Annotated in this window: 26 protein-coding genes and 1 pseudogene; 5 read left to right on the forward strand and 22 right to left on the reverse strand. The window is 44.5% G+C overall.

Going from position 1 to position 22,085, the window contains the following annotated elements; translation table 11 throughout:
- Positions 1–28: 28 nt before the first annotated feature.
- The 3 genes from TRNA_RS32335 to TRNA_RS32345 all read right to left on the reverse strand — a co-directional run bounded on the left by TRNA_RS32335 (position 29) and on the right by TRNA_RS32345 (position 1,667).
- Complete coding sequence (locus TRNA_RS32335; RefSeq protein WP_003182528.1) at positions 29–439, reverse strand: DUF5367 family protein; 411 nt, start codon at positions 437–439, stop codon at positions 29–31.
- 6 nt (positions 440–445) lie between these two features.
- Entirely contained in the window at positions 446–1,045 is a 600-nt protein-coding gene (locus tag TRNA_RS32340) for a TetR/AcrR family transcriptional regulator (protein WP_003182530.1), read from the reverse strand.
- A 136-nt stretch (positions 1,046–1,181) separates the two neighbouring features.
- A complete protein-coding gene (locus TRNA_RS32345) occupies positions 1,182–1,667 on the reverse strand; it encodes a MarR family transcriptional regulator (protein ID WP_011198034.1) in 486 nt (161 codons plus the stop codon).
- Between the two features lie 170 nt (positions 1,668–1,837).
- Here TRNA_RS32345 and yqeK point away from each other — a divergent pair.
- A pseudogene (yqeK, locus tag TRNA_RS32350) lies at positions 1,838–2,430 on the forward strand (bis(5'-nucleosyl)-tetraphosphatase (symmetrical) YqeK).
- A 64-nt stretch (positions 2,431–2,494) separates the two neighbouring features.
- Here yqeK and TRNA_RS32355 read toward each other — a convergent pair.
- From TRNA_RS32355 to TRNA_RS32395, 9 genes are all read right to left on the reverse strand, one after another.
- Positions 2,495–2,980 (reverse strand): DinB family protein, encoded by a 486-nt coding sequence (locus tag TRNA_RS32355; protein ID WP_003182537.1) that lies wholly within the window; start codon positions 2,978–2,980, stop codon positions 2,495–2,497.
- A 30-nt stretch (positions 2,981–3,010) separates the two neighbouring features.
- A complete protein-coding gene (locus tag TRNA_RS32360) occupies positions 3,011–4,657 on the reverse strand; it encodes a YndJ family protein (RefSeq protein ID WP_003182539.1) in 1,647 nt (548 codons plus the stop codon).
- The gene (locus TRNA_RS32365; protein ID WP_003182541.1) at positions 4,654–5,271 is read right to left on the reverse strand and encodes a DUF4166 domain-containing protein; all 618 of its coding nucleotides are present in this window, start codon (positions 5,269–5,271) and stop codon (positions 4,654–4,656) included. Before TRNA_RS32365 ends, TRNA_RS32360 begins: the two co-directional genes overlap by 4 nt.
- 1 nt (position 5,272) lies before the next feature.
- Positions 5,273–6,172 (reverse strand): DoxX-like family protein, encoded by a 900-nt coding sequence (locus TRNA_RS32370; protein WP_003182543.1) that lies wholly within the window; start codon positions 6,170–6,172, stop codon positions 5,273–5,275.
- Positions 6,173–6,414: 242 nt separating this feature from the next.
- The gene (locus TRNA_RS32375) at positions 6,415–6,987 is read right to left on the reverse strand and encodes a TetR/AcrR family transcriptional regulator (protein ID WP_003182544.1); all 573 of its coding nucleotides are present in this window, start codon (positions 6,985–6,987) and stop codon (positions 6,415–6,417) included.
- A 7-nt stretch (positions 6,988–6,994) separates the two neighbouring features.
- On the reverse strand, positions 6,995–7,708 hold the full coding sequence (locus tag TRNA_RS32380; protein ID WP_003182547.1) for an MBL fold metallo-hydrolase: 714 nt from the start codon (positions 7,706–7,708) through the stop codon (positions 6,995–6,997).
- Positions 7,709–7,789: 81 nt separating this feature from the next.
- A complete protein-coding gene (locus tag TRNA_RS32385; protein ID WP_003182549.1) occupies positions 7,790–8,263 on the reverse strand; it encodes a GyrI-like domain-containing protein in 474 nt (157 codons plus the stop codon).
- Positions 8,260–8,541 carry a zinc ribbon domain-containing protein gene (locus TRNA_RS32390; RefSeq protein WP_003182551.1) on the reverse strand — a complete coding sequence of 94 codons (282 nt, stop codon included), beginning with the start codon at positions 8,539–8,541 and terminating at the stop codon, positions 8,260–8,262. The genes TRNA_RS32385 and TRNA_RS32390 overlap by 4 nt, the downstream gene beginning before the upstream one ends.
- 53 nt (positions 8,542–8,594) lie before the next feature.
- Positions 8,595–9,530: a helix-turn-helix transcriptional regulator gene (locus TRNA_RS32395; RefSeq protein ID WP_003182553.1), complete on the reverse strand. Its 936-nt coding sequence runs from the start codon at positions 9,528–9,530 to the stop codon at positions 8,595–8,597.
- Between the two features lie 221 nt (positions 9,531–9,751).
- Between TRNA_RS32395 and TRNA_RS32400 the strand changes: the two genes are divergently transcribed.
- On the forward strand, positions 9,752–10,231 hold the full coding sequence (locus tag TRNA_RS32400) for a sporulation protein (RefSeq protein WP_223307049.1): 480 nt from the start codon (positions 9,752–9,754) through the stop codon (positions 10,229–10,231).
- A gap of 38 nt (positions 10,232–10,269) precedes the next feature.
- Here the strand turns inward: TRNA_RS32400 and czrA are convergent, their stop codons facing one another.
- From czrA to TRNA_RS44140, 3 genes are all read right to left on the reverse strand, one after another.
- Positions 10,270–10,602 carry a Zn(II)-responsive metalloregulatory transcriptional repressor CzrA gene (gene czrA, locus TRNA_RS32405; protein WP_003182557.1) on the reverse strand — a complete coding sequence of 111 codons (333 nt, stop codon included), beginning with the start codon at positions 10,600–10,602 and terminating at the stop codon, positions 10,270–10,272.
- 75 nt (positions 10,603–10,677) lie between these two features.
- Positions 10,678–11,502 carry an MBL fold metallo-hydrolase gene (locus TRNA_RS32410; protein ID WP_003182559.1) on the reverse strand — a complete coding sequence of 275 codons (825 nt, stop codon included), beginning with the start codon at positions 11,500–11,502 and terminating at the stop codon, positions 10,678–10,680.
- A 164-nt stretch (positions 11,503–11,666) separates the two neighbouring features.
- Positions 11,667–11,909: a YnfE family protein gene (locus tag TRNA_RS44140; protein ID WP_011198035.1), complete on the reverse strand. Its 243-nt coding sequence runs from the start codon at positions 11,907–11,909 to the stop codon at positions 11,667–11,669.
- A 152-nt stretch (positions 11,910–12,061) separates the two neighbouring features.
- On the opposite strand from TRNA_RS44140, the gene TRNA_RS32420 reads away from it, so the two are divergent.
- A complete protein-coding gene (locus TRNA_RS32420) occupies positions 12,062–13,399 on the forward strand; it encodes an APC family permease (RefSeq protein ID WP_003182564.1) in 1,338 nt (445 codons plus the stop codon).
- A 92-nt stretch (positions 13,400–13,491) separates the two neighbouring features.
- The gene (locus TRNA_RS32425) at positions 13,492–14,142 is read left to right on the forward strand and encodes a lysozyme family protein (protein ID WP_009328096.1); all 651 of its coding nucleotides are present in this window, start codon (positions 13,492–13,494) and stop codon (positions 14,140–14,142) included.
- Between the two features lie 133 nt (positions 14,143–14,275).
- On the opposite strand, the gene TRNA_RS32430 is transcribed toward TRNA_RS32425, so the two are convergent.
- From TRNA_RS32430 to TRNA_RS32455, 6 genes are all read right to left on the reverse strand, one after another.
- Positions 14,276–15,262, reverse strand: coding sequence for a polysaccharide biosynthesis protein (locus tag TRNA_RS32430; RefSeq protein WP_003182568.1), 987 nt, complete (start codon positions 15,260–15,262; stop codon positions 14,276–14,278).
- Between the two features lie 52 nt (positions 15,263–15,314).
- A complete protein-coding gene (locus tag TRNA_RS32435) occupies positions 15,315–15,953 on the reverse strand; it encodes a papain-like cysteine peptidase (protein ID WP_003182570.1) in 639 nt (212 codons plus the stop codon).
- A gap of 196 nt (positions 15,954–16,149) precedes the next feature.
- The gene (locus tag TRNA_RS32440; protein ID WP_003182572.1) at positions 16,150–16,563 is read right to left on the reverse strand and encodes a hypothetical protein; all 414 of its coding nucleotides are present in this window, start codon (positions 16,561–16,563) and stop codon (positions 16,150–16,152) included.
- A gap of 14 nt (positions 16,564–16,577) precedes the next feature.
- The gene (locus TRNA_RS32445; RefSeq protein WP_003182574.1) at positions 16,578–17,786 is read right to left on the reverse strand and encodes a glycosyltransferase family 4 protein; all 1,209 of its coding nucleotides are present in this window, start codon (positions 17,784–17,786) and stop codon (positions 16,578–16,580) included.
- Between the two features lie 161 nt (positions 17,787–17,947).
- Entirely contained in the window at positions 17,948–18,481 is a 534-nt protein-coding gene (locus TRNA_RS32450) for a DUF420 domain-containing protein (RefSeq protein ID WP_003182577.1), read from the reverse strand.
- 152 nt (positions 18,482–18,633) lie between these two features.
- Positions 18,634–19,614: a hypothetical protein gene (locus tag TRNA_RS32455; protein WP_003182579.1), complete on the reverse strand. Its 981-nt coding sequence runs from the start codon at positions 19,612–19,614 to the stop codon at positions 18,634–18,636.
- Between the two features lie 229 nt (positions 19,615–19,843).
- Here TRNA_RS32455 and TRNA_RS32460 point away from each other — a divergent pair, with 229 nt between their 5' ends.
- Positions 19,844–20,353, forward strand: a complete 510-nt coding sequence (locus tag TRNA_RS32460; RefSeq protein WP_003182581.1) for a GNAT family N-acetyltransferase — start codon at positions 19,844–19,846, stop codon at positions 20,351–20,353.
- A gap of 72 nt (positions 20,354–20,425) precedes the next feature.
- On the opposite strand, the gene TRNA_RS32465 is transcribed toward TRNA_RS32460, so the two are convergent.
- Positions 20,426–22,015 (reverse strand): solute:sodium symporter family transporter, encoded by a 1,590-nt coding sequence (locus TRNA_RS32465; RefSeq protein ID WP_009328092.1) that lies wholly within the window; start codon positions 22,013–22,015, stop codon positions 20,426–20,428.
- Positions 22,016–22,085: the final 70 nt, after the last annotated feature.

Here is a 22,085-nt window from a genome sequence, read left to right on the forward strand (position 1 = left end):
TAAGCGGGCGAATCTTACATAAAAATATTTAAACTGCAGACCTTCTTTTTTCAAGGATGAGCGGTATCGTCAAATACATGGCATACGCGAAGACCATCCAAACCGCAAACCCAATCATCTGGCCATCTGAAAGCGCCGGGAAGATCAGCGAATGATTCCATAAAGAAAAAGCGTCGAGAAACAAACCGACAGCCGACCCCACAATGCCAAGCTTAACCGCCGCAAACCTCGTTTTGTCAACCCGCCGATAAACGAGCATCACGGCATATAAAAGGGCAAAAGTTCCGGCTTCAAGAAGCAAAAAGCGGAGCATAAAACCATCTTGGCCGGGTTCTGTAAGAACCGCACTGCCGAACAGCATAAAAAATACGGTGGCGCCAAGCCAGACAACGATTGAAAAAACAAGAGCCAAACCCAGCTTTTCAGTCAACTTACCCATCCCTTTTTACTCCCCTCCATGCTGTTTAACAGCGGTTTCCGTCAGCATCTGCAGCACAGCTTCTAATTCCCTGTAGATTTTTTCAGGGGAAAATCCCGGAGACATAAGCGACTGAAGTGCAAGACCGTCGATTAGTGCGTTTAAAAGAATGCCCCACGTGCTGAAAGAAACCCCGTCAACAGGAGAACGCTTCCACAGGTCGGAAAGCTGTTCTGCCAACACCGCATTTTCCTCTTCGAGAAGTTCGCCGAGCTGTTCTTTTATCTTTTCATTTCGAAACCCTAAAACGGCCAATTCTAAAAAAAGCTGATGATAATACGCATCCTTCAGTGTTCTTGATTTCGCGGAAGACAATCCGTCTTTTATCCTTTCGGCAGCGGGCTTTTCATTTGCTTTCAATCGCTCCCACGACGCGCGGCATAGGTCGCGGACCACTTCAAAAACAAGCTGCTCTTTTGTCCGAAAATGATAGTAAACAGTTCCCTGTGTGACCTTTGCTTCTTCAGCGACCGCCTTTAGCGTCAGTTTGTCCAGGCCATGTTCGGCAATGCGGCGCTTAGCCGCCTCAATCAACGTTTCTTTTGATGTCACATTTGGCCTTGCCATTCGGTTCACCTCTTAGTTATTCAAATAACTAACTTGATGGTTTAACTATAATATGGAAAGTATTTCTTGTCAATCGATTTTCTTCTCTCAGCCATAGATTTTTAAGTTTACATAATAATATTATTGTTAGATTGAATTAATGCTTCTTATCCGTTTCTGTCATAAACGTCAGCCCTTGAAGGAATTTCAAAATCGCTCCCTGTTCTGCTGTTGAAAACGAATCGAGAAATCTGCTAAACTGATCCGCTTTTTGCTGATGGAGCTTTTCATGAAGCTCAAACACTTGTTTTCCGCTGGGCGTCAGCCTGAAGTATATCTCTTTTTTGTTGTCCGTCAATTGAAACCGTTTGATGAGGCCTTCTTTTAACAGCTTTGAACTGATTTTTGTAATATTTGCTTTTGATAAATTCATTTTTTTTGCGATGCCGGTGTTGTTGATCGGTTCATCATGACCGATACAGCTGATGACATGGATGGTAGTCATATTCCCCGGGAGCCGTTTAACATCAGATTCTGCCGCCTGCTTTAAAAATGCCTTGAGATCTGTATCCGCTTTTTGTTCGTTCAGGTGCAGGAGTTTAACATACATATCATAGATCAGCTGTTTTGTCAGTTCAGACATAGTCAATGGACAGTCCCTTCTTTTTATTTTCCGGTTAACAAAATATTTTAATAGTTTATTTCAGGATTTGTCAATATTATGATAAGGTGAAATCAGATAACAAATGTGTTTTGTTTATCATGAAACAACACCAAAAAGGAGAATCGCTGATGAATATTGAAGGAATAGAGATGGAAGTTCGCTGCACAGGCGATGTATGTTCAGATGCCCTTGAATTTTTGAGACGCCATAACCACGAAAAAACAGCCGAACATTCGATAAGGGTGAAACAAGCGGCAGAAAGATTGGCAAATCGTTTTCATGTTCCTGCACAAAAAGCTGGTATAGCCGGTATGATGCACGACATCAGGGGTGTCATCCCTAATGAAAAAAGAATTGCGGCTGCTGAAGCGCTCGGTATTGATATTCTGCCCGAAGAACGGATATTCCCGATGATCATCCATCAAAAGCTGTCGAAAGTGATGGCGCGGGACCTGTTTCAGGTGGCGGATGAAGATATTTTAAATGCAATAGAATGCCATACGACGCTTAAAAAAATCCTTCCCAGCTCGACCTTGTCCTGTTTTCAGCGGACAAAATAGAATGGGATCAGACGGGGACTCCGCCTTACATCCAGGAGCTTCATGAAGCGCTTGAAATTTCTCTGGAGCACGGGGCGTTTGTTTATATTCAGCATTTGTGGAAACAAAAAGATAAACTGAAAGTTGTCCATCCCTGGCTGAAAGATGCCTATTACCACCTAAAAGCAAAAATCGAAGCTTGACCTCAGGCAAGATTACGGCTTGAAGAGGTGACCGCCTTAAGCCGCAATCTTACTTGTAACTCCGTTAATTCACGCCTTTTGAAGCATCCCAGATTTTCAGCTGCTTTCTCATATGGACGATTTGCCCCAAATGATAAACATTATGAAGAATGAGGCAGGACAAAATCTCCGCCCAGGTAGAATGCGGATCGTGCTGAGCCGGTTGTTTCAGCATCTCCTCTTCGCATTCCGAAAGCGCATCGATCCATTCGGCATAGATCGTATTCAGTTCCTGCCGGCTTTCTTTCCAGCCAAGTCCGCTTTTGTTTACAAACGTATCATCGATCGTATAATCAAAAGCCGGAACGGGAATTCCTTTAAACCGCTTTAAATAGCGCTCGTTGTAAAAAATCAAATGGTTGGCAATTTCTAAAATCGAATTTTCCGAACCTTCCCCTTTTTGCCTTGCCTGGCTTTCCGTGAGATCAGCGGCAGCCGTTTGAAAACAAACAAACCAAGTCGTTTCGTTATAGCATGCTTTAAACTGTTCAAGCAAAACGTTTTTTAGCATAAAGACCCTCCAGTTCGATTCGATTTTTGCCTAGCTTTCATTTGCTATTTTCGCCCTTTTCACGGCAGAATCCTTTTTTTCAATATGATATTGAATGTCGAGAAACCGTATGCCGAACAGCCACATGCGGTGATGGGCGCAGAGCCTCTTTCGTCCCTGCTCTTTAATGATAAAGCGTTCGGCGAGCGGCAGTTTAAACGTTCCTGTTCCGGTCGAAAGGAAGATGCCTTCATCCCCACGGTCAGATCGTTTATCACTGCTCGTCAAAATCAGGCAGCCGTCCTCTGCTTTCGGCTTTAAAATGCCTGTCATATTGGAAAACGGCAATGGCAGCGCGATATTCATATATGTGATGTGATCGTGGGTATGAGCAGAATAAAGCGCCACAAACACAGTCTCGCCTACCTCGTTCGTTCTGATCCAGGCGCGCACATTCTTCCTTCCGTCTCTGGCTGAATCAACACCGATAATCTCTCCGTCCATCGTTTGCCGTCCGGTCTTAGTCCCCAAATGAATTTGTCCTGTCTTTCTTGAAATCAGCTGGTACATGTGCGCGAGCGGTTTAAACCATGGACGCCAGGAGATCTCCGCTGTTAACGAATAATCGGCAGTATGCTCATAGAAATCGAGAATAAGAGGAGAAACCTTCTCAGGCTGAAATCCTTTGCTCTGAAATGCGCTCATATCATCGGCAAGACCTTGGTAAGACGAATCGGTTTGTAATCGGTGTCTGTGTAAAAAATCGGCTCCGATCTTCCAAGTGCCGTAAATGTTGCTCATCGTTTCGCCTTGCCTCCTTTCACAGCCCGGCCCAGGGGATTCAAGGCGCCAGCCGGTCAGCGCTGGAATGATGACGCCAAAGGCGTTGACAAGCCCGTGAATCCAAATCATTTCCTGGATTGTAAAAGTCGTCCGGCCGCGAAAAACGCCGTAAGAGTAAATGAGTGAAAAAGCAATGGTGATCATTAATGTAAAAGACGAAAAGATAACAAAGCGGCGAGCCGCGCTGTTTTTGAAGGCCGTAATCGAGGCGAGAAAGCCGCTTCCGTATAGGGCCGACAAATACAGCGCAACAGCGATGACATCAATGGTTTTCGAAAACGATATGCCGATGGCAATGAACAGCGGAGACAGCATGATGAGCCATGTCACCGCCGCATAAAGGAGGCCTTTCTTTTTCAGCTTCCTTCCGAGCATTCCATTAAAAATCGGAATGAGAAATGCAGAATAATGAAAATGTACCGCTGTCAGCAGCACAATCAGCGGGCTGAAATCCATGACCTGGAGATTCAGCGTATAAGCAAAAAGCCACCCCCCTCCAAAAGGAAGGTAAAGCAGGCCGCTGTCAATCGATGCCTCTTCAAGGCTCCTTCCTTCTCTCTCCCAGAGGCGAAGTGCCCCGTATAAGGCGATCATCCCCGTATAGCATAGCCAAACCAATGAAAAAAGCGGGGAATGGAACAGCAGTGATAGCGATGCCGAACAAGCCGCATAAGGAAAACAGACGCTGATCAGCCGAAACATCCCATTTTCATGCTGAATGAGATCGAGCGCAGCCGGAACAAAAAACAGCATTGATAATAAAAGAAGCGCCTCTGCCGCCGGGATATCCGGCGCTTTGCCGATGAAAAAAACCGCGTAGCAAAGAACGCTTACAAAAAAACGGCGGGCTTTCATGCCGTCTCCTCCTCCCTGTTAAACGTTCCTCTGTAGGCAAACAGCGTTCCGAACAGCGGGTTTTTCACATGAACGTCAATTGTAAAACAGCCTTTTTCTTCGTCATACGATTCATTCACGCTGGAAATACCGTATAAGCACTTTGGAAGGGGCAGCTTTTTTCTGAATAAAGGCAGCCATTGTCTGACAGAAGTAATCGATAATGAGCCGTCGGCCTCCGCCTTAAACCGCAGGCTTGAGATTAAGATTGGCGGATGCCCGAAATAGTCGATGATTTCAACACGGCTTTTATCATAGATCATGACAGCATCGAAATGCCTTTGTTTATCCTGAAAAAAGAAAGTCCTGTTCCAAACGGCTGCCGGTGTATCATTTTTCGTCAGCCGAATGTGATTTTCAATCGTGAACGGAACGTTCCTCCCCCTTTCGGGAAAAAAACAGCGGAAGACCGTTCCCGCTTTGAACAACAGTCTGACCCAGTATGAACCGCCGGAAATTTCCGTCATCACTCCTTTTCCTTTGAACACGTTTTCTTGAGTGAGCTGATACCGCTCCTTGAGTTTTGGGTGGAGAAGGTGAAAATCCTCGATCACCCGTTCATACATCGAAATCAAATCAACGCCTCTTTCTGATCGTATTTCCCGCGTTTGGAATGCCGCAAGCGCTCACATAGCCGATAACGGACAAGATGATAAGTGCGGCATTGAGCACGACCGGGTTAAAAGGTTCGGCAAAAGATGCGATATCAGCCATTCCCGCGGAGGCAGAAAGCAGCACAAGCAGGACGATATGCAGAAGAAACCACTTCCTTTTCCGAACAGGATAAAGCCATAACACGCCGACCATCACCTCGGCTAAACCGATAAGCCTCAGGAGCGTTTCGGGATGGAAACGGCCGCCCGTAAAAGCCGAAAGCATGCTGATTTCCCCAGGGTGAGCCATGATGAGCTTTGGAACAAGCCCTTGGTAAATCCAGACGAAAGAAAACAGCAGACAAACGAGCCAATAGACCAATGTTTTTTGAAAAAGCAGCCTTGGATGGAGCCCTTTTTCAAGCCAAATCTTCAGTGCATCAAAACTCCAGGCCGTCGCCCAGCCGAGGAGCGGCCTGAATGCCATATCTGCAAGCCGGCCCAGCCTACCGTAACGGGTGTCATAATCGTATTGTGTCATAAACGTGATTCCGGTTTCGCTCTCGCTGTATTTCCAATATCCTCTTCCTTCGCGAATGACAGAAAGCGGGTGGTTTGTAGCGAACTTGAGTGACGAGACTCTGTCTCCAGTATCTTGAAATACGTTTCCGGCAGACTCCCCGGTGCCGGAGATTTTTAAGCCGAAGCCGATTCTCGTTTCGTATAAGAACCTCTGAGGTTCACCCGGTCTGCGCTTTAAATAGGTAATGTCCGTAAATCGCAAGTCCCATTGCCGATGGAGGGTTGGGTCTTGGGTATAGCGCCATAGCCGCTCCATTTCTGCCTGGATGGATATTTCTACATAAATTGGAGTTTTTTTCATTGTGCACACCCTTTTGTGAATATATTCACAATGATAGCATAACATGGAACACACGATGTGTGAACCAATTTTTGCATATCAAGTCTCTCTTTGCCGACATAAAAAAATCCTCGGCTGTTAGGCCAAGGCAATTAGTGGCTGGTTAAGCCTTCTCATACCTATGACTCAAAAAATGGAAGAGCCATACGACAATCATACTAAATTTTCGAAAAAATGTAAACAATTAAGAAAAATCCTCTTGTTTATTCGGTCTGATAGACAGCAATGCCTTTTAAGAAGACGCGGATTGTCAGATCAAGACTTTCTTCTACATCATAAGGAAGACCGAACGCATCGTGTTGCCTGAGTGCGGCAAATCCATGCAGGATGCTTCTCAAGCCTCTGACCGCATGAATCGCGGCTTCATCATCTAAATGATAGTCTTTCAGAACGGAAAGCACCAAGGCGAGGACTCTGTCTCCAGCCTCGTCAAGCCGTCCATCTTCATCGGGCATTGCAATAAAAGTTGCTTCATAAAGCCCCGGTCTGTTTTTGGCAAAAGCGAGATAGGCATGAGCCATTTGGCTGACAGCCTGATCCTCTTCGGCTCTCTGGATAGCCGAAGCCATGTTTTCATAAAGAATCGTCAAGCCGTAAAGTGCGAGTTCCTTCCGTAAGTCGTTCAATCCTTTTATATGATTGTACAGAGACGGAGATTTGACATTCAGCCTTTTGGAAAGTGAAGCAAGCGTCACTTCATGAATGCCTTCCTCATCAGCCAGAGCTGCAGCAGCTTCCAATACTGCGTCTTTATTCAAACCGATTCGCGGAGACAAGATTCCTTCATCCTTTCCTGTTTAATTTGATGTATGCTTCGTTTACCGCTTTTTTCATCGCTTGAGCCGGATCATGGACAAGATCGCCGTGGCCGGCGGCAAGCGCCTTTGGTTTTAAATCTAACAGCTTTTGTGCGCTTTCTAAAGCGATTTCTTTGTCCCATGTGGCCAAAGCCGGAAAAGGAAATGAAAGCTTTAAATGCCCCGATACCGTCATGCCGCTTCGCGTATGGTACGCATCACCGACTATGAGAAGGCCGCTTCTTTCATCAAAAAACGAAATGCTGCCAGGCGTATGCCCGGGTGATGAAACAGTCAGCAATGAACCGATTCTGTCTCCTTCCTTTAAAAAGATATCAGGATTTGTCTTGATGTTTTTCGGAACGCCTCCTTTGATTATTCCGCGCTCCCCTTCCAGCATCTTTGTATCGCCTTTTAACAGACGTGCATCCCGTTCAGATATTGACACCTTCACACCCGGAAGGCTGTGGTACAGCGCGTCAAGCGAACCGACATGGTCGCTGTGGGCATGGGTCAGCAAAATCCGCTTAATCGGCTTGCGGAGGTGATCCGCAGCCTTTAAAATCCCGGTTTTGCTGATCGGAATCCCTGTATCAATTAATGTTAGACCGTCTTCTTCATCGGCTAAATAACAGTTGACAGGAAATATGTGCGGAAAAAAAGTCAGCTGGTAAACAGATTCAAATCGGGTCATCCTCATAACTTCCACCTCTTCCATCAAAATAAAAAACTAATACCGTTAGTTTCCATTTTAAAACTAACAGCATTAGTTTTAAAAGCTTTATTTTTTTCGATCGACAGCAATATAAATGGCAACTTGAGCATTTTCGGGATTCACTGCTTGTTCACCATAAACTTCATAATCTCCGGTATATGTACGGAGATTTTTCTCAGCCCATGTCCAAATCTCCTGCCAAGTCTCAAACACGACCTCTTCGATCCTCCCCCGCCTTGAAACAAAAACGGCATATTCGGATGCAGGGAGCGAAATCACATTGGCCGCTTTTTCATGCTGATCAGCGAACGTACCGATTGAAAATGTATACGCCCCATATTCTTCCGACTCATAATCTGAATAAAGCGCAATCGTATCTCTCTTCATGTCCTGGCGTTCCTTATGCGGAAATCTTTCACGGTATAAACTCCACATGGAAGGAATTTTACCTTTTTCGGTTGCTTCATTTTGGTTGCTTGTTACGGTGGATACCCCGCTGAATAACTTTGCCTTCTGTTTTTCGAAATGAGAAAAGCTCATCTTCCCTGCCCGCCTTCCGTTTGCGCCGCCGCCCATCGTTTTAAATAAGGGAGTGTCCGCGACAAAAGCGCTCTCGCTTCGGCCTCGGTTTTTCCCTCTTCTTTTATATAAGGCACACAGATTTCGATCATATCTTTCAATGTCGCATCTGGATGAGTATAAGCTCCGTTTTCATAGCAGTAAATGCAGTAGTCACGACTGTTCCCCCCGTCTTTTTCTGTGCCGAAAAGTTCGCTTGTCATCGGCATGCCGCAGCTTTGGCAAAAATAATGTTCCATGTTTCATTCCTCCTTTTTCTTCATCATACAAAAAGAAACCTGACAGCATCGTGTCAGGTTTCGTATAAATGTACAATTTGTTTTGCCAAGTCTTTTATTTTTTGACGGATGCGAGGAGGATCGAGAACTTCGATATGGGTTCCAAATTGGAGCAGAAATCCGTACAGCCATTGATCTTCCGGATAAGAAATGGTTGCCACGCATTGTCCGTTTTCATAAGTGAGAGCTTCTGAGCCGAACCATTCTCTTGCCAAAGACTCTCCCGACGGCTTAATGAGAAGGGTCACCTCGGTCATATTGTCCGGTTTGTACCACGATGTCTCCCAAGGAAGTGAAGACAGATCGACTTCCTTTCTTTCAAACTTTTCTTCAAGCATCCGCACGTCTTTCATCCGCAACAGTTTAAAGAAGCGAAACGCCTGTCTCTTCAGGCAGAAAGCATACAAATACCAGTGCCTTCCCTTTAGGACGAGGGTATGCGGCTCCGCTTTCCTTTTTCCGGTCTGCCCCTCTCTGTCCACATAATTAAAGGAGACCGCCCGCGTGCTGTCTGACGCTTCATCCAGCAAGCGGATCTTTTCTTTGATGACAGGACTTTCTCCCCAGGAAGAGATGTCAACAAACCATTTTTCCGTTTTCTTGCGGAATTCCGGCATTTCTTCTTCCGAAACGAGAAACCGGATTTTTTCAAGTGCAGACCCGTGATGGAGCACTTCGTACGTCGAGGAAACGCTTTCCAAAGCCGTCGTAATGGCCGCCAGTTCGTCTGCTGACAGCAGCTTATTTTCGAGCCGAAACCGCTCCATGATGCTGATCCCGCCTCCTGCTCCCTGTGAGGTGACAATCGGAATGCCCGCCTGGTTGATCGCCTCAATATCCCGATAAATCGTTCTGACAGAGACTTCGAACATGCCGGCAAGCTCCTTTGCCTGCACTTGGCGTTTATTAATCAATAAAATCACAATGGCCAAAAGCCGGTCAATTTTCACTGCAGATCCCTCACATTCATCTTGTGCAGCCTCTTTTTTTCTGCTATTTTCATTCCATAGCGCACACCATTCTGGGATATCATGACAAAAAAGAGGATCTCATCACCCATTTATCTAGAAAACCACTTTTCAGGTTACGATTTGTACAGTTTGGACATATACTCCTTAAAAAAGGAGGTTTTAAAAACATCATATTTTATTTTTTGCAGTTTTTCATCATTGTGTCCATCGTCTATATCAAGTTCAAACGGTCGGTCGGTTATCAGCCTTTAAAGCCGGCACGCATGTTGTTCCGGATCATCCTTTTTTCGGGAATTTTCGTTTTTCTGCTGACGATGAGCGCACTTCACCCTTTATCATACTTTTATGATCTGATTGGGATCGCGCTCGGACTCATCTTGACCGTCTATGCGCTGAAGCATGTGTCGATCGAAAATCGGGGCGGAGTCCTTTATTTCAGAACGCATTTATGGGTTGAATTGATCGTACTCTTTTTATTTTTATACCGGTTTCTGTACCGGATCGCCGAGATCGGCCAGCTGCAGACTGCGGTTTCAGACGGGGGTTCGGCAGCTTACGGCGCCCTTTTTGCGCAGGACCCGGCGACGATGATCGGTTTTTTTGTACTGGCCGTTTATTATGTCGGTTTCTCTTTTTTTGTTTTAAAAAAAGGCAGAACCGAAGAAAAGCGCTCAGCTTAAAAAGGCAAACTCGGGAAATTGAGTTTGCCTTTTAAACTTTAGTCATGTTGTGTATGATCGATCATCTGCTGAAGTACATCGAGGACATGCTGGTCTTCCGGAGAATAAAAAATGGAAGTCCCTGCCCTTCTTGATTTGACGAGACGAAGGTTTTTTAAAAACCTGAGCTGGTGAGAAACGGTTGACTGCAGGAGACTCAGCTTCTCTGCTATTTCATTAACCGAATGCTCGCCTTGTGAGAGCAGGTGAAGAATTTTGATTCTCGTTGGGTCAGAGAGCGCTTTAAACGTCTGTGAAACGAGAAATAAAGTTTCTTCATCTAACTCGGCCCGCACCTGTTTTTCTGTTGTTTCTTGATTGTGCTCACTCATGCTTTTCACCTTTTCCGCGCGACTTTTACCTCCATATCATATACCAAAACATACCGGTTGAAAAGTTTTAACGGATCAAGTCGAAAACAGCGTTCCTTGAAGCGCTTCTACATATCTTGCAGCAGACCTCTGCACACATTCTCCGGCGTTTTTTTCAACTGAGCGGCGAAAAGCGTTGTACAGCCTGTTGAATGGAACATCCTTTATTTGATCAGCCATTTGCTGCACTTTGCCGGCGGGAAGAGGAATCAAATTCGGATAGCTGTACATAAAACTCACCCACCTGCGATCTTGAACAACTTGGATAATGTCTCCTGAAAGGAGGATTCCCTTGCCTGCGTTCCCGTTTGCCCAATGGCAGACCGCTCCCCCTTTAAAATGGCCGCCAAGCCTGTGCAAGGTCAACCCGCTTGATAGCTTGAGAGTTTCGCCGGACCAAAAAACAATCCGGCTGCTCGGCCGCTGCACCCATTGTTTGTCATCTTCATGAATATAGATCGGAGCATCAAACATTTCAGCCCATTCCGCCTGTGCAGAATAATAATGCGGATGTGATAAAGCAATCGCCTGGATTCCGCCCATCTGCTCGATGTTCTCAGTCGTACGCTGATCCAGGTATGTAATACAATCCCACAGCAAGTTAAAGCCGGGCTCCTGAATCAGGTACGCCGATTGACCGATGCCGAATTCGGGTGTTGTCGTCAAACTGTATAGGCGCTCCTCTACAAAGGTGATCTCGTTTTGAAACCTCCCGCTTTGCTTCATTTCTTCCAGTGTTGTCCAGGTTTGCCCTGATAAACTGACATACTGTCTTTCTTCATTGCAAATAATGCATTCTGCCGGCTCTTTCGAAGCAGCGTTATATTGAACGCCGCACGTCGTGCAAATATGGTTTTTCAAAGTTGCCCCTCCCCTTTTAAACTATATTTTACCATCCTCTTCATGTATACAAATATTTTTATGTGTCGGTATGCTCTAAAGATTCAGAATGACCTGTCATTCGAAGAGTCCGGCAATTTTCTGAAAGCGAAAAAAAGCGTCCGATGATCCTGGACGCCAGTTGCCTATGGTTGAAACATTTGTTCAAGCTGTGAATAGGAAATGTCGCCGGCCGCGCAATCTACAGCGGCATTGACTACCTGATCAAAGCTTTCGGCCGAAGCGCTTTTCTCTTTTAACTGTTGTTCATAGCGTTCGAGCTCTTCCTGCTGTCTTCTTAAATCCTCTTCTTTTCCATCATAATCAGATGCATTCATCGTTTCCATATTTCTTTTGACGGCTTCAACATAGCCTCTCAATATATCCATATCTTCATACTCCTTGCCTTTTTTCAAAGGGTTTGCAACATTTGTTATTTTTATGCGAAAAAAGAGGTTTTCATACGCTTGCTCAAGCACAAAAAAACAGATAAAATATGTCTTAATTTCTGTATTTTTTACATAAGGGGATTTAGAAGTCATTGAAAAACGAAACTGCGCTTAAACGAAGCCTTACACTCGGCCCGCTCGTTGTGATCGGCCTTGCTTATATGGACCCGCTCGTCGTATTTGATTCCTACGGAGTTGTCGCACAGCTGACAAAGGGACACGTTCCGGCGGCATACGTATTCACTGTTGCCGCCCTCCTTTTGACCGCTTTGAGCTACGGCAGCATGGTCAAAGCTTACCCTAAAGCGGGATCGGTTTATACTTATGCATATGAAAGCATTCATCCGCATGCGGGATTTTTAGCCGGCTGGACGATCATGCTGGACTATTTGTTTTTGCCGATGGTCAACTTTGCGATCGGCAGCGCTTATTTAACGGCGGCTTTTCCAGAAGTGCCGCATGGTTTTTGGGTCGTTCTGCTCGCTCTATCCATCACTGTCGTCAATGTTTTAGGCATCAGACTAACGGCAAATATTACAGGGCTGTTCGTCGCTTTTCAAGTGATCGTCGCCCTGACTTTTGCCGGATTTATGATCGCCGGGCTGGCAGGCGGCCTCGGGACGGGCGAGCTGATTTCTGCCGATCCGTTTTTCCATTCTGATATCGAACCTTCCCTGATTGTGTCAGGGGCGACGATTTTGTGTTTTTCGTTTCTCGGTTTTGATGCGATCTCTACAATGTCTGAAGAAACGGTCAACCCGAAGAAAAACATTCCGTTAGCCATCTTTCTAACAGTAGCGATCGGCGGAACGCTGTTCACGGCGATTTCTTATTTGATGCAGCAAATCTATCCGTCCTATGATAACTTCCGGCATGCCGATTCGGCATCGCTGGAAATAGCCCTATATACGGGAGGCGCTTTTTTAAAGTCCTTCTTTCTGGCGGGAACGATGGTCGCAGTCATTTCATCCTCGCTCTCTTCGCATGCGAGCGCTTCGCGGCTTTTGTATGCAATGGGGCGTGACAGCTCTCTTCCGAAACGCTTTTTCGGCTACGTGCATCCGACTTTAAAGACGCCGGTATTTAATATTTTGTTCATCGGGCTGATTTCTTTGACGGCCATGATCGGGGAATTAGAGGTCATCTATTCATTCATCAGTTTCGGCGCGCTGATCGGATTTATTTTTGTCCATTTGTCTGTCATCGGCCATTACTACATTCGGAGGCAGGAAAAAGGCTTTTTAAAAACGCTTCGTTATTTGGTTATGCCCTTTTTAGGGGCCTCTTTCTGCGGCTGGCTGCTGCTTAGCATCAGCAAAAATGCGCTAATAATTGGAGCCGGCTGGCTGATTGCCGGTTTTATATACTTTTTGTTCAGGATCCGTTCTCTTCCGGACGTCACATTCGGCTTTGATCGCGATCCGCGCTAGAATGGTATATCGCTTGGTCTTCTTGTAGAGATATGTCATAATAAATGAGACTGTATACTGTTTTGCATCAGGGCGCTACAGAGGTGAAACCATTGAAGAAAAAGAAATCAGGATGTTTAGCCGGAGCTGGCTGTTTGTCATTTTTTGTGTTTGTTCCATTGATCATTTTCTTTGCCATCTCCGGTCTGGAACAATTAAAATGGCTTCCTCTTGACACTGAATCTAATATTCTTGAGAGATTAAAAGATTACAAGCCTCTTGTTGAAGAAGAACTCGATAAACAGGGTCTTTCACAATACACCGGTCTTTTATTGGGCATGATGTATCAAGAGTCAAAAGGCAGAGGCGGTGATCCGATGCAGTCGTCGGAATCTCTCGGCATGAAGCGAAATGAGATTGACGATCCAAAAGCAAGCATTAAGCAGGGTGTGCGCCATTTTACAGTAATGTATCAAAAGGGACAGAAAAAAGGCGTCGATATTGAAACGATTATCCAAAGCTATAATATGGGGGCCGGTTATATCGACTATGTCTCAAAACACGGCGGAAAGCACTCTGAGAAGCTGGCAAAGGCATTTTCCGAAGAACAAGTCAAAAAGAACCCCGACCTGTACAATTGCGGCGGGGATACAAACAATTTCCGCTATCCTTATTGCTACGGGGATTACTCTTACACGGAAAAAGTAATGGAACGCACAAAAAAAGTCGAAGAACATATCGAAGGATTAACACTTGAACATTGACAAAGCGGCTGGCTGGGTGATTTTTCGCCCGGCTTGTCCTGTTTTGGAGGAGCGAACGAAAGCATCGCCTGCAGACGCATGCCATGCTTGTCATCAGTTCGCATATTCCCCGTGAACGCTTCGATCCATCCGTCTAATCCAAAAAACCGCCTTTTTTCAGCATTTCTTTTACTTCCTCTTTTGAGATTAAAAAGTCTTTTGAGCTCAAGTTATCTGTTTCTAAAGGCTGGCAATCCGCATACTTTTTATGAAGCTCGGGCATTTTGATTGCAGGAAGCACCACCGCGAGGTCATCTGTAAATGAGACAGCATGCTGCCGTTCATGAGGTGAAATCAGCAGTTCATGAAGCTTTTCCCCCGGCCTTGCCCCCGTTTCTGCGATGGACGTTATTTCGTTTCCATAAGCTTCGATCAGCACCTCAGCCATGTCTAAAATTTTGCAGGCCGGCGAATTCATAATGAAAATTTCCCCGCCTTGGCCGCTTTCAGCCGCTTTTAATAAAAGCTGAATCGTTTTTTCCTTCGTAAGGAAGAAACGGGTCATTCTTTTGTCTGTGATGGCGACTTGGTTCTTTTCCCTGATCTGGTCTTTAAAAAGCTGAAGAACGCTTCCGCTGCTTCCAAGCACATTTCCTCCCCTTACACAAATAAAACCCGTGTCTGAATACAGATGGTTCGCGTATACGATCAGCTTCTCGCCGATCGCTTTCGTCATTCCGTAGAAGTTGGCAGGGTCGGCCGCTTTGTCAGTCGAGACGTTGATGACTTTTTTAACGCCGTTTTCGATCGCTGCTTCAATGACGTTTTCGGTCCCTGTGACATTTGTTTTTAATGCTTCAAGCGGCTGTTCTTCACAAACCGGGACATGCTTCAGCGCTGCTAAATGGAAGACATAGTCGACACCTTTTAATCCTGTATTGAGCGCTTTCCGATCTCTAATATCCCCGATGAAAAACGTCAGCCTCGGATCTTCAATCTGCCTTCTCATTTGAACTTGTCTTTCTTCATTTCTGGAAAATACAATGATCTTTTTAGGGCTTGAGGCTAGCAGCTGAAGTATGAGTTCCTGACCCCATGAGCCTGTTCCCCCAGTAATGAATATCGTTTTATTTTCAAACATCCGCTTTTTCTCTCCCTTTGTGCCTTAGTCAATCATTCTCATCGGCGAAAAACTAACGAATTGTTATGCCTTGGAACATTTCTCTCCAATACGGGTCGTTTGATTGCCAAATTTCTTGATCAGGAAGTTCAACAGCGCATACGTTCTTCAGCGGCCAGTGATTTTCAACAATACCGGATACATTTGTATGATTGATCAAAAGAACGCTGAAATCGTTTGTAACCAAATCAGAGAGCACCTCTTCAAGCTCTTTGGCTTCCTGCATCGTGCCGCTCGTTCTGACAAACAGCACGCGCTTTGCAGTCGAGGTCTTTTCTAAAAATCTGTTAAATCTCCTATTAAACTTCTCTATTACTTCATGATAAGTAGCCAGGTTGTCGAGTGTATTTCGATCCGCTTTAAAATCGTGTGCCGAGTCAATGCAGTAATAATCATCCGTAACCGAGATAAAAGGGTCTTTAGTGGCAACTCCTGTAGAATAGCCCGTCACTCTCAAATTTATAGGATTCATAAACCCTTCAAACCGGTTTCGTATCAAGCGGCACAGATCAGGCAGCGACGAGGTGCCGACCCAATCAAAAGGTCCTGCATAAGGTCTTTTATTCATTTTTCTCAGCTGAAGAGCTGTCAGGCACAAATGCCCTAGGCTGAAAACCGCATCATATTCGCCTTGTATCTCTTTTAAATTCATATACTCACTCCTTGTGCTTACTGACGGAACATTCTCGCTATAAGTAGAGCATCTGGTCTTTATAACATAGTATGTCGGTGTAATAAAAAGGTAAAAGACAACAACCTAAGATCGGCTCCTAAAATTCAATCCAATATTGATAGATTGAAAGACTTAATAAAAACCTTCGGAGCACCGAAGGTTGATTGAGAAATAACTATTCTGTTTTGGTTTCATTTTGTGTTTGAAAGAATTTTAATGTAGTATCATTTGGAAGTGTGTAATTTTCAGGAAGTGACTCTTTGATCGCTTCAAGCACTTTATTATTGCTTTCTATAATTTTATTGTTCATTTCTTCAAAGCTGGCTGTTAATTCGTCTAAGACTTCATTTTTGCTGTTTACATTGGTTGAGCTTTCGTTCTTTAAGGCCTCTCCGGATTCAGCCGGCTGTTCATTTGATACAGCTTCTGAGCCTGCTGCTGAATTCGTCTGAGCTGCCTTTTCTGCCAGTGCTTCAACTCTTTCTTTTCGGAACTCGAAAAGCAATTCCAAATATTTATCCCACCAACCGACATCGATTTCCTCTTTTGTCAGAAGTTCAAACAAATGCTTTTTAATTTCAGACTTCATACGACATGTCTCCTTTATTTTAAAGTTTGTTGATAAATGTCCAAAACCTTGTTGACAGCTTCATCCATATTCCAATACTCCATTGCAAATTTGTGTGCATTGGACCCTAAAGTTTTTCTAAGCGTCTCATCTTCCAACAACTGATTGATAGAGTTGCAAATTGCCTGTGCATCTCCTTTAGGCGTCACCATACCGGTCACATTATGTTCAACGATTTCGGGAAGTCCCCCTGCATCGCTGACGATAATAGGAAGTCCGGCTAATTGCGCTTCAATAACAGACAGCGGCTGATTTTCGAGAAGACTCGGCAAAACATACACATCAGCGATTGACAGAAGATATGGGACATCATCGCGCTTTTTCATAAACACGACATCGTTTTCCAAACCGAGCTGCCCGCATAAAATTCTCAGTCCCGCCATTCTCTCCCCGTCGCCGGCAATCCAGCATACCCAATCATCCCGAACCTCTTTTAAATGCGAAAGTGCGGCAAGCAGATGCTGAACACCTTTGTTTTCAACGAGCCTTCCTGTGAAAAGGATAATTTTCTTATCTGTTTGCGGTATTTCCGCTGACTTTGTATCCTTTCGTTTTAGAAAGCTGTCAATATCATAGCCATAATGGAGAACGCTGATTTGTTCCTCCGGTGTATCGAATTCCTTTGTCAACAGATTCTTCAACCAATTGTTGGCAACAATTGTAGCGTCAGCCGAAACAGCGCCGACCCGTTCAAGATGGTCAAAGTACGCCCTTGCGATGTCAGAATTAGACTTCCTGTGGATCGTTGTAAGCTGATGTCTGATTTCATGGGCTACACTCCCGTGAAGCGTGGCAACAAGCGGCGTGTCTTTTTGCTTCACTCTTTTCAGGCAGCCGCTTGAGATGACATCTTGGGCATGGATCAGGTCGTATTTTTCCAGCCCTAAATAAATAGCTGCAAGTTCGTATACATAGCGCTGGATCTCAGTAAAGTGGACCAATTGATTGTCATATAATTGCGGAAAAGACTGTTGATCGACTGATTGCTCAATCATAGGCAAAAGCTGTTCTTTTTTCACCTTGCGATCTTCGTTTACAATATGAACAATCTCGTTCTCTTCTCCATATCCAAGCAGATCGACTTCATGTCCCATAGATTCAAGCGATTCTTTCAGCTGGACCATATATGTCCACACACCACCTACGTGCGGAATACTCCAATAAGTGGCAAGAAGAATTTTCATAAGCATCTCCCTTTTCATTTCTATCCAATGCTCTAATTATTTATATTGGTGATTGCTATATCTTGTGTAGGACGGATATCCAATTAAGAAAGATTATTTTTGAAGAAGCTGCTAAAAGAAAAAATCCGCTCCCCTTGTATAAGGGAACGGATTTTTTTCTTTTAATAATATGGGGAAATCATCATATAGACGAGAACGCCTGTCAGGCTGACATACAGCCAAAGCGGCATCGTCCAGCGGGCGATTTTGCGGTGGCGTTCCACCTGCATGCTCAGGCCTCTGAACAGCGTGAACAATGCCAAGGGAACGATTAAAGCGGACAAGACAATGTGTGTGATCAAAATAAAATAGTAGATCGGTCTTATAATCCCTTCCCCGCCAAAATGAGTGTCAGGCATCAATGAATGGTAGGTCAAATATGAGACGAGAAAGATGAACGTTGTCGTAAAAGCGGCAAAAATAAACCGTTTGTGCGCTTTAATGTTTTTCTGTTTAATCATGATCAGTGCAGCCACTAAGAAAATGAATGTGAAGCTGTTGCAGACTGCGTTCAAAAGCGGCAGAAAAGTCAAATCCAAATGAGCGAATTTGTCGCTTTTCGGCATAAAAAACAAGAGGGCAATGACGCCGTTTATGATAATCGTCAGAGCAACAACAATTCCTGTGTAGTTTTTATTTTTTTTTGTATGGGTCATATCGGGCAATCTCTCCTATTTGTGCAAGCTATCAAAATCGTATTCAAATTCAGGAGGAATGTCAACGTTTTCGGCTTTTCGTCAGAATTTAGTCACAGAATATACAAAAATTCCCCTCCTCTTGAACGAGGAAGGGAACACAGGCGGGTGCCTTAGAAATTCATAGCATCTTGAGCCATTAATTTTTCGAATTCTTCTTCAGTTACGATATCTTCTTTATTCGGTTTATGCTCAAACTTTACGTCACCATCGATATTTTTGTAAGTCGTTGATGCTGTGATGCCGAAAGATTGAGGCGCTTTTTTGCTGTCAACCGAGAAAGAGATATCCGCATTTTCTGTCAGAAGGTTTTCTTTGTCATCGATTGTCGATGTCACATCGAATTTTTTAAATGTGACGTCTTTCAGTCCGTCTTTAATCTTGTTCAGCTCGCTCTTCGGAACAGCTTCTCCGCTCGCTTTTCCGGCGATTTCGATGAACTTGACGACCGCAGCTTTAATTTCTTTGTCACTAAAGCTGAAAGCGACTTTTTGAGAAGCACCCTGCTCTTTTTCTTTATCCGTCAGATCAGCTTTTTCAAACTTATCTGCAGGCAGATTGTCCGCTGCTTCTTTGATGGATTCCATCAATTGTTTTTGAAGTTCATCCGTGTCTTTAGATGAAGATTTGTCATCTTCAAGCGGGAATTCAAGGTATTTGCCTTTGACGCTGTCAAAATTCATGCCGGCTGTTCCAAGGAAGATGCCGAAGCTGTCAAGAACGCTGTCAATTTTGATGTAGCCGACTTGTTTCTTTTCATCCATATAAACCGGAATATCGAAATCAAGAGACATGTTTTGGACTTTCAGCTTCGCTTTAATAACGGCCTCAGACTGTTTCGTTTCAGCATTTGTTTTACCGCTGATCGTCAATGTTGCATCATTCAGCATGTCAGCGAATTGCTTATCTTCCGCACCAAGGTTGGATGCGTCAACTTTCAAGCCGATATCACTTGAAAATTCGTATGATTTCGCAGAAATCAGCTTTTTATAAGCCGCTGCGTAAGATCCTTTTGGATCAGCCTGCTGACATGCAGCTAATACAAGAACAAAAGCTGACATCAGCATCAATAGAGAAAAAATTCTTTTCTTCAAAATCGTACGCTCCTTTTGTCATGATTTTTCTGGGATTAGGAGGATCCATTGTCTCGTATCCTAGGTAAATATACCAGAAGTCATATGAATTCTATCACAAAAAAATCGTAGAATGTGAAATATTTGTTTAAAATTACATTAAAATTTAATTCTAGCAACCCATTTGCAAATTGCCGTTCTTTTTACTATAATCGAAAACTGTATGTTTAAATGGAAAGGAGCAAGTTCTATGATAACGGATGAAGAACTGCAAAAAGACAGCTCCGGCTTGCAGAAGGAATTGAACGACCTGCAATTTCAACTGTTTCGGATGCGTGAAAATATGAAGGATATCTCCAAAGATTCGCGAGTGCTCGGTATTGATCAATCGAAAGACGATGAATGGATGATTGTCCATTCGATTGATGATGGCCGGACATGCAAGATCATGTTAAGCGATTGCCAGTCGCCGTACCGCGGGAGGTGTGATTTTTCTCTCGTCGCTTCCTACACAGAAGAAAAACGCGCGATCCATATCGGGGATATTAAAGGACCGGCAGGCTTTGGATATGGTTCAATCTGTATGAAGTATTTAAAGGAAAAAGCCCGCGAGCATAACATCCCCGTCATCACCGGGGACATTGCTAAAAGGGATTGGGACCATGTGGACCGGCTGATCCATTTTTACGAAAAGCATCATTTTGAAGTAACGATCGATCCTGATTCAAAATCCGGCGAAATTCAGTGGCAGGATCTTTAAGGTGAAATAAAGGCAAATAACGCAAAGGACAAAACATTAAGGCAGAGGATGAACGCACATCCCCTGCCTTTTTTATTTGGCAAGCCCCCAAGGCGAAAATAACAGGTAAATGCAGGCCATCAGGCAAATCACAAGAACAGAAGCAAGTTTGGCATGCTTCCATGGCTGCAAATCTACCTTGGCATTTTTCTCAAGCTTGAATTCCGACGGCCTTGGCTTCAATCTTCCGATGAAAAGCATCAAGAGGACGGAAAACGGAAACAGAACAGCCAATATATATAGAAAATGAATATGGCCGAAATAGATTTTTGAGATGGTATACAATACAATGTGTGCAAATATCGCCCATTTCACTGCAAGCGCCGGCACTTTTTTCGAAAAAAATCCAACGACGACGGCAGCCAATACAGGAACATTGAAAAAACCGAACATTTCCTGCAGATAATTGTAAAGGCCAGACGGCGCAAACAAAATAAAAGGTGCGATGATAATCGATACCGCGGCCAGGATCACCACAAAGATCCTTCCGGTTTTCACGAGCTCTTCCTCTTTTGCCTCTGGCTTGAAGAGCGGTTTGTATAAATCCAATGTAAACAACGTGATCGTACTGTTCAGCGAACCGTTAAACGAGCTGAGAATCGCTCCGAATAAGATCGCGGCAAAGACGCCAATCAGTGCAGTCGGCAGCAAATCAACGATCAGCCTCGGATAAACGGTGTCAGCGTTTTGAATATGGCCTCCGTAAAGGTGATAAGCAATAACGCCGGGTAGAACGAGATAAAACACACCGATCGTTTTAAATACACCGGCCAGCAATGCGCCTTTCTGCCCTTCAGCCAAGTTTTTGGCTCCGAGCGCCCGCTGAACGATCGACTGATTAACAGCCCAATAAAATAAGTTGTTCACAAGCAGTCCTGTAAAAATCGTCGGCCACGGCACTTCTGCAGAGTTGTCCGCTGTAATGGCATTCAGCTTTTCCTTATGTACACTCGTCAGCTCTGTATAGCCGCTCAAGAGGCTGCCGTCTCCTATTGCCATAATTCCGAGCACAAAGATGAACAGACCGCCAAGAATTAAACCGACGCCATAAATGGCATCAGCCGAGGCCGCGGCTTTGAGTCCCCCGAAAAATATGTAGCAGCAGCTTGCGGCGCCGATCACAAGCGAGATTAAAAAAACAGTCACTAACGTATTGATCCCAAGCGCGGATGAAATGTTGAATACTTGATCGAGAACGAGCGCCCCGGAGTACAAAACGGTTGGCAGAAACGAGGTCGCATATCCCAGAAGCAGCAGGATCGAGACGATTTGCCGCGTTCTTTGATCATAGCGCTTTTCAAGAAAGTCGGGTATCGTCGTGACTCCGGAACTGAGATACCTCGGTAAAAAGACAAATGCCAGCATAATGAGCGCAAGCGGTGCTGTAACCTCCCACGCCATCGCACTCATGGTTCCCGAATAGCTTTGCCCGTTTAATCCAACCATTTGTTCCGTTGACAAATTGGTTAAAAGCAGCGAACTTCCGATATAGAGGGCAGTGAGACTGCGCCCGCCGAGAAAATAGCCGTCTGACGTTTTTAAATCAATATCTTTTGTCCTCAAATAAGAAAAAATAAAAATTCCTGCATTAATCAATAAAAATGTCATGATAATCCACACCAATACTTCTGCAACTCCTTTTTAGATCAGCTGATATGTATTTATCTATTGAACTACCCATTTGCCAATCTAA

The organism is Bacillus licheniformis DSM 13 = ATCC 14580, from assembly GCF_000011645.1.
GTDB lineage: Bacteria > Bacillota > Bacilli > Bacillales > Bacillaceae > Bacillus > Bacillus licheniformis.